The sequence below is a fragment of the Polyangium sorediatum genome (assembly GCF_029946465.1).
GTDB classification, from domain to species: Bacteria; Myxococcota_A; Polyangia; order Polyangiales; family Polyangiaceae; genus Polyangium; species Polyangium fumosum.
On sequence record NZ_JARZHI010000040.1, the window covers coordinates 87,240 to 93,491 of the forward strand.

A 6,252-nucleotide genomic window follows, 5' to 3' on the forward strand; every position below is an offset into this window, starting at 1 on the left:
CGGGGGTGCCAGCCGGACCCGCCACGCGGCTGTCTTGGTGGGCAAGGTCGTTGCTGGTCTTGAACGGGCCTGTTCGATGAACTGCGCATCGCGCAGTTCATCGAGCTTGGGTCCAGCCCCTGGCTGGTCCAGGTCCAGGGGCGGACAGCCCCTGGTCGGGGTCCGGGGTGAAACCCCGGCGACGGGGCGTTGTGGAACGGCGCGGGCGATCGGCGCGTCCGGTGCTACGCCTCTCTTCGATGCGCCTCGCGACGGTCGCCGCCCTCGCGCTCTTCGTGCTCGCCCCGTCCGGCGGGGCTGCCCGGCCCCCGCCTCCCCCTGAGGCGCCCTCGGCCCCCGCGCCGCAAGCGAACACGAAGGCCGGCATCGTCACCCTGCAAAACCCCGCGCCGGAGGCCTTCCTCCTCCGCGAGGGGACGTTCACCATGGGCTCGACGCCCTCCGAGGTCGCGCACGCGCAGACGCTCTGCGCCCTGGAGCCGATGGGGCGCGAGTGCCCCGAGCAGATCTTTGGTGACGAGTACCCGCCCCACGAGGTCTACCTCTCGGACGTTTGGATCGATCGCACCGAGGTCACGGTCGCGCGCTACCGCCGCTGCGTGGCCGCGGGCCATTGCCTGGAGCCGCCGTACGCCTCGGGCGCGGCGCGCTTTGATCGGCCGGAGCTGCCGGTGGTGATGGTGAGCTATGGCGACGCCGCCGCCTTTTGCACGTGGGCAGGCGGGCGGCTGCCGACCGAGGCGGAGTGGGAGCGGGCGGCGCGGGGCGCGCGGGGCCGGCGTTACCCGTGGGGCAATCTCTGGAACGGCGTGATCGTGAACCACGGCAAGCTGTCCTGGGACGAGCTCGACCCCACCGACGGCTTCCTCGAGCTCGCCCCCGCGGGCTCCTTCCCGGACGGCCGGACCCCGGACGGGTTCGCGGACATGGCGGGAAACGTCGAGGAGTGGGTGGCAGACTACTACGCACCTCGATACCAGGACGGCAGCGTGATGAACCCGCGCGGCCCTTCGTCGGGGGAGGAGCGGGTCCTGCGGGGCGGCGGCTATGTGCATGGACGGCCGTTCTTGCGCGCGGCGTCGCGCCAGCACGACCTGCCGTCCATGCGCAGGCCCTGGCGCGGGTTCCGTTGTGCCCGCGACGCGTAGCGAAGGGCGCCCGGCGACATCATAGTGGGCGCGTGAAGATCGCCCACCTCTCGGATCTACACCTGCTCTCGCTCGAAGGCGCGGTGCCGATGCGCCTCTTCAACAAGCGCATGACGGGCTACATGAACCTGCGCTTCCACCGCAAGTCGGTCCACAAGCCCTTCGCCGTCGAGGCGGCCGCCGCGGAGATCCGGAAGCTCGGCGTCGACCACGTGGTCATCACGGGCGATGTCACGAACCTCGCCCTCGAGGTGGAGTTCGAGCTCGTGAAGAAGCTCGTCGAAGAGGACCTCGGCCTCACGCCCGACCAGATCAGCATGGTCCCGGGCAACCACGACACCTACACGCGCGGCTCCTTCCGCGGAAAGCGCTTCTTCCGCTACTTCGAGCCCTACCTCGCGACCGATCTGCCCGAGATCCCGGGCCCCTTCCCCTTCGTGCGCCTGCGCGGCCCGGTCGCGCTCATCGGCCTGTCGACGGCCGTGCCGAGGCTGCCGCTCGTCGCCGCCGGCGCGCTCCGCCCGAAGCAGCTCGGCGCCCTCTCGCGGGTGCTCTCCCACCCCGAGGTGCGCTCGCGCACGCCGATCCTGCTCCAGCACCACCCGTGGCACAATCCGCCGCGGCTCGCGAAGACGCTGCTCGAAGGGCTCTACGACGCCAAGGAAGAGGCCGCGCTTTTGGACGGGGTCGAGCGGGGCCTGCTCCTGCACGGCCACCTGCACCGGCGGATCCACCGGACGCTGCCGACGGCGCGGGGCCACATCGACGCGGTGGGCGCGACGAGCGCGTCGCTCCTGCACGAGAGCGACGAGCGCATGGCGGGCTTCAACCTGTACGAAATCGATGATGCCTCCGGGGCGATCCGAGCGATCACCTCGTGCAAGCTCGATCCCGTGACGAAGACGTTCTCCGAAGTGCCGATTCCGAAGGGATAGGCAGGAAAAAAGGCGGGGGACGCCCGAAACGAACCCGGCGCCTGCGGACGGTTCGAGCGTCCGAGGCGCCGGGGGGACGATCCGTTCTGCTCAGCTCGCGGCTGCGGCGAGGCGCATCACGTTGATGGCCTGCAGGCCCTTGGGGCCTTCCTTGATCTCGAACTCGACCGTCTCATCCTCGAAGAGGCGCTTGCGACCCGCGTCCGGTTGCTGGATCTGCGAGTAGTGGACGAAGACGTCGGGGCCCGTGTCCTGCTTGATGAATCCCCAGCCCTTCTCGTCATTGAACCACTTGACTTTACCTACTGCCATAACTCCTCCAACTTCACGGTCTGCTCGCCGATCGCCGTCGATCCCCGCGATTTTGCGCGTATCCAGCGCACGCGCCCCCGGTCGAGCGGCGCCAAGGTAGACGTCCGCTCGTCCGACCGTCAAGCGCAGTGCCACGTGTAGGATGCACGCGGGCACACCTCCCGCGCCTGACGCACACTGCGAAATCAAAATCGCGTCGTGCGTGACGCACGTGCGTAAAGGCGTTCGCTTCCAGAAAAAATATGACCGGGAAATGACCGAAAATCGGTACCCCTTGCTTCGGCACGACCATCGCAAGGGGCGACCGGCATGGAGTTCCCCACCCCCAAAGCCGAGATCACGGGCGCCTCTTCCGAGAGGAGCGGTGACGCGACGCAGCGTCCCCGCCCTTATGAACACGCCTCCCGCGATCCGCGGGCGCTCCGCATCCTGGCAAAGACCATCTACCGCGAAATGCGCCAGGGTGGCCTCGCCGAAGAGGACGTGATGTCGGTCGCCGGCGAGCTGCTCTCCCTCGTCGCCGGGGACATGAAGGACCGCCGCGAAAACGGCGACCCAGCCTCGATCCCGCCTTCGTCCGCCCCCACCCGCAAACCGCGCTGATCCGCCCCGCCTACGCGCGATCGTCCCCTCTTCGTTGACAGGCTCCTCGGGGCTTGCTCGTATTGCCGGGCGTGGCCCGGGATCCATCCCGCAAGGCCGCCCGAGCGGAATGATTTTCTCGGTCATCATCAGCGAGAAGGGCGGCGCCGAGCGCCGAGAAGCCTTCGATCGCGCGGAGATCAACGTCGGCCGCGTGCAGGGCAACGACCTCATGCTGCCGAAAGGCAACGTGTCGAAGCGGCACGCGCGCCTGGTCCTGCGTGAAGGCCGCTTCATCGTCACCGACCTGAAGAGCACGAACGGCACGTACGTCAACGGCCGCAAGATCGGGCAGCCGACGATCGTCCGCGAAGGCGACAAGATCTACATCGGCGACTTCGTCCTGCGCATCGAAGCCGGCCCGGGCGCGCAGCTCGCCGGCGGGCGCATTCCAAGCGGCGAGTTCAACGCGATGCCCGAGATGGGCTCGATGGACGGTCCGCTCTCGACGCCCGGCGGTCCGCCCTCGGCCGTCCCTGCCAAACCCCGCGACAACGTGCTCACCGGCGAACAAGTCGCCGACGTGGTCAGTCACTTCCCGCTCGAGAACGATCCCGACGAAGCGCCCGTCCCCGTGCCCGCCCCGCCGCGCGTGCCCCGACCGACGCAAAGCACGAAGCCCAGCGGCTCGATGCTCTCGCCGACCGCGCTGTCGCCGCTGCCGCCGCACACCGCCGCCGGCCCGCCGACGCTGAGCGCAGGCCCGCGGCCCACGGCATCGAGCATCCCCGCGCCACCCCAAAGCCCCTTCCCGCCGACCTTTGGGCAAGCCTTCCCGCCGCGGCACGCCGTCCCGCCCGGCCCGACGGCGGTGCCTCCGTCCCCGGTGAATCGCGTGAACTCGGAGCCGATGCCGGGCCCGACAGCCGCGCACCGCGCCGCGCTCGTGACGCTCGTGGAGCGCGTGGCCGAGGGCATCGATCTCACCCCGCTCGCCACAGGCGCGGCCATCTCGTCGACGTTCGCGACGAAGATCACGGCGGCGATCGAGGAGCGCGTGGCGGTGATGAAGACCGCGGGCCTCATACCGGACAGCGTGGGCATCGAGCAGCTCGTCGTGGAAGCGCGGCGCGAGCTTCTGGAGCTCGGCGCCCTCGGTCCGCTGCTCGCCGACGACGACGTGATGGAGATCCACGTGCAAGGCAGCACGCGGCTCGTCGCATTCCGCAAGAGCCGAAGGACGCCGACGGGCGAGATGCCCTTCACGAGCGAGGAGGCCGCAGCGCGGGCGCTCGGGCGGCTGCTCGTGCGCGCGGGCGCGTCCTTCGAAGCCTCCGGCGCGGTCGACGTGGTCACGCCGGAGGGAACGCGGATCCTCGGGGTCGCAGCCGCGCCGGGCGCGAGAGGTCTGCTCGTCGTGCTGCGCAAGCCGCAGCGGATCGAGGCGAGCACGCTGGAAGATCTCGTGCGCGCGGGGCTGCTCTCGCGGGCCGTAGCGACGCTGCTGTCGCAAAGCATGGCCGGGCGCGCGAACGTGCTCGTGGCAGGCCCGATGGGCTCGGGGCACGGGTCGCTCGTCGCAGCACTCGCGCAGAGCTTCAGCGCGGAGGAGCGTGTCGTGTCGCTGCAAGACGACGACGAGATCCCCGTGACCCACACGAACGCGCTGTCCATCGCGCTCGGCCCGAGCGCAGACGCAGCAGCAAACGCGACGCGCGTGGCAGCGCGGATGCGGCCCGACCGACTCGTGATCGGCGCGCTCGCCGGGCCCGCAGCCTCCGAGCTCGTCGGCGCCCTCGGCGAAGGCGCAGGCAGCGTGCTCGCAGCGACACGCGCGCCGACGTTGCGCCACGCCCTCGCGCGGCTCACAGCCGACCTCGTGACGGCGCGCCCCGGCACGACCGTGGACGCAGCACGGGAGGCGCTGGCGAGCGCATTCGACCTCGTGCTCGAAGTGGCCCGGCTGCGCGACGGTCGCGCGCGTCTGATGCGGGTCGCCGATCTACGGGTGGAAGGCGGCGCGCTCGTGGCGCGGGACATCTTCACGTTCCTGATCGAACGGACCGCCGCAGGCGGAGCCATCGAAGGCAGCCTGCACCCCACAGGCGTGGTGCCAGCCCTCGTGGAAGATCTGGCAGCGCGGGGGACGCCGGTCGATCCGGCGATCTTCCGACGCGCGAAGTAAAAACACCGGCAAGCCGAGCGCGTCTTGACGAGTCTCGGCAGGACGACGACGTTCGACTAAGCTACCTTTCATGCGCTGTCCTGTCGCCAGTTACGTAGCGGCAGGGGCGGCTCGAAGGGCAACAAGAAGCGATCATGGCCATCCGCACCATCCTGCATTATCCCGACCCTCGCCTTCGCCAGAAGGCGCTGCCGGTCGAGCGCATCACGCCCGAGATCGAGCGGCTCATCGACGACATGGCCGAGACCATGTACGCCGCGCCAGGCGTAGGGCTCGCGGCGACGCAGATCGGCGAGCCCCACCGGATCTTCATCATCGACATCGCCGCCGAAGACGAGCCAAGCAACCTGATGGTCTTCGTCAACCCGGAGATCCTGTCGAAGGTCGGCGAAGAGGTGGGCGCCGAGGGCTGTCTGTCCTTCCCCGGCGTGAGCGAGGAGATCAAGCGCGCAACCGAGGTCCGCGTGCGCGCCCAAGGTCGCGACGGCAAGACGTTCGAGCTGACAGCCGACGGTCTGCTCGCGGTGGCCATCCAGCACGAGCACGATCACCTCGACGGCGTGCTGATGATCGATCGCGTGGGCATGCTGAAGAAGCGCATCATCCAACGCAAGATGCAGAAGCGCGCCGACGCGACGAGCTGACCCGCACGTCGCCTTCCGTTTTATCTCGAATCATTGGAGGCGCGGAGCTGGGGCTTTGCCCCAGACCCCACCGGGGCTGTCCGCCCCTGGACCCGGACCAGCGAGGCGCTGGACCCAGGACGATGAACTGCGCGATGCGCAGTTCATCGAACAGCCGGGGTCAAGACGGGCGACGGCCCTGCCCGCGAAGACCGCAGCGCTGCGGGTTCAAACGGCAACGTGCCCGTCGCCCGTGGAGACGCACCTACGTGGTCTTGCCACCGGCCCGTTGGAAGAACTGCGCATCGCGCAGTTCTTCCACCTTCGGTCCAGGCCGTGCCTGGTCCGGGGTCGAGCAACTGTTTTCGTTCTCGGCCTCAGCTGGCAGGGCCCTCCGACAGGGGCGTCCGCCATCGCCCTTCAGACGGTGGCGCCGTGCTCGCGAGCGTCCAGGCTCTTCGACCCGC

Annotated in this window: 6 protein-coding genes; 5 read left to right on the forward strand and 1 reads right to left on the reverse strand. The window is 69.5% G+C overall.

Features of this window, described 5'->3' with window-relative positions:
* Nucleotides 1-239: 239 nt before the first annotated feature.
* Nucleotides 240-1,148 (forward strand): formylglycine-generating enzyme family protein, encoded by a 909-nt coding sequence (locus QHF89_RS32840; protein ID WP_136971313.1) that lies wholly within the window; start codon nt 240-242, stop codon nt 1,146-1,148.
* 32 nt (nt 1,149-1,180) lie between these two features.
* Nucleotides 1,181-2,083 carry a metallophosphoesterase family protein gene (locus QHF89_RS32845; RefSeq protein WP_136971314.1) on the forward strand — a complete coding sequence of 301 codons (903 nt, stop codon included), beginning with the start codon at nt 1,181-1,183 and terminating at the stop codon, nt 2,081-2,083.
* A gap of 90 nt (nt 2,084-2,173) precedes the next feature.
* Here the strand turns inward: QHF89_RS32845 and QHF89_RS32850 are convergent, their stop codons facing one another.
* Complete coding sequence (locus QHF89_RS32850) at nt 2,174-2,395, reverse strand: cold-shock protein (RefSeq protein WP_136931826.1); 222 nt, start codon at nt 2,393-2,395, stop codon at nt 2,174-2,176.
* Nucleotides 2,396-2,704: 309 nt separating this feature from the next.
* On the opposite strand from QHF89_RS32850, the gene QHF89_RS32855 reads away from it, so the two are divergent.
* From QHF89_RS32855 to def, 3 genes are all read left to right on the forward strand, one after another.
* Nucleotides 2,705-2,998, forward strand: a complete 294-nt coding sequence (locus tag QHF89_RS32855; protein WP_136971315.1) for a hypothetical protein — start codon at nt 2,705-2,707, stop codon at nt 2,996-2,998.
* Between the two features lie 109 nt (nt 2,999-3,107).
* The gene (locus tag QHF89_RS32860; protein WP_136971316.1) at nt 3,108-5,162 is read left to right on the forward strand and encodes an ATPase, T2SS/T4P/T4SS family; all 2,055 of its coding nucleotides are present in this window, start codon (nt 3,108-3,110) and stop codon (nt 5,160-5,162) included.
* Between the two features lie 134 nt (nt 5,163-5,296).
* Complete coding sequence (gene def / locus QHF89_RS32865; protein ID WP_136971317.1) at nt 5,297-5,806, forward strand: peptide deformylase; 510 nt, start codon at nt 5,297-5,299, stop codon at nt 5,804-5,806.
* Nucleotides 5,807-6,252: the final 446 nt, after the last annotated feature.

What these genes read in the sequence shown, in the direction of transcription:
- QHF89_RS32855 (WP_136971315.1), top strand. Translation starts at nt 2,705, where the DNA reads ATGGAGTTCCCCACCCCCAAAGCCGAGATCACGGGCGCCTCTTCCGAG.
- QHF89_RS32840 (WP_136971313.1), top strand. Translation starts at nt 240, where the DNA reads ATGCGCCTCGCGACGGTCGCCGCCCTCGCGCTCTTCGTGCTCGCCCCG.
- QHF89_RS32860 (WP_136971316.1), top strand. Translation starts at nt 3,108, where the DNA reads ATGATTTTCTCGGTCATCATCAGCGAGAAGGGCGGCGCCGAGCGCCGA.
- QHF89_RS32850 (WP_136931826.1), bottom strand. Translation starts at nt 2,395, where the DNA reads ATGGCAGTAGGTAAAGTCAAGTGGTTCAATGACGAGAAGGGCTGGGGA.
- def (WP_136971317.1), top strand. Translation starts at nt 5,297, where the DNA reads ATGGCCATCCGCACCATCCTGCATTATCCCGACCCTCGCCTTCGCCAG.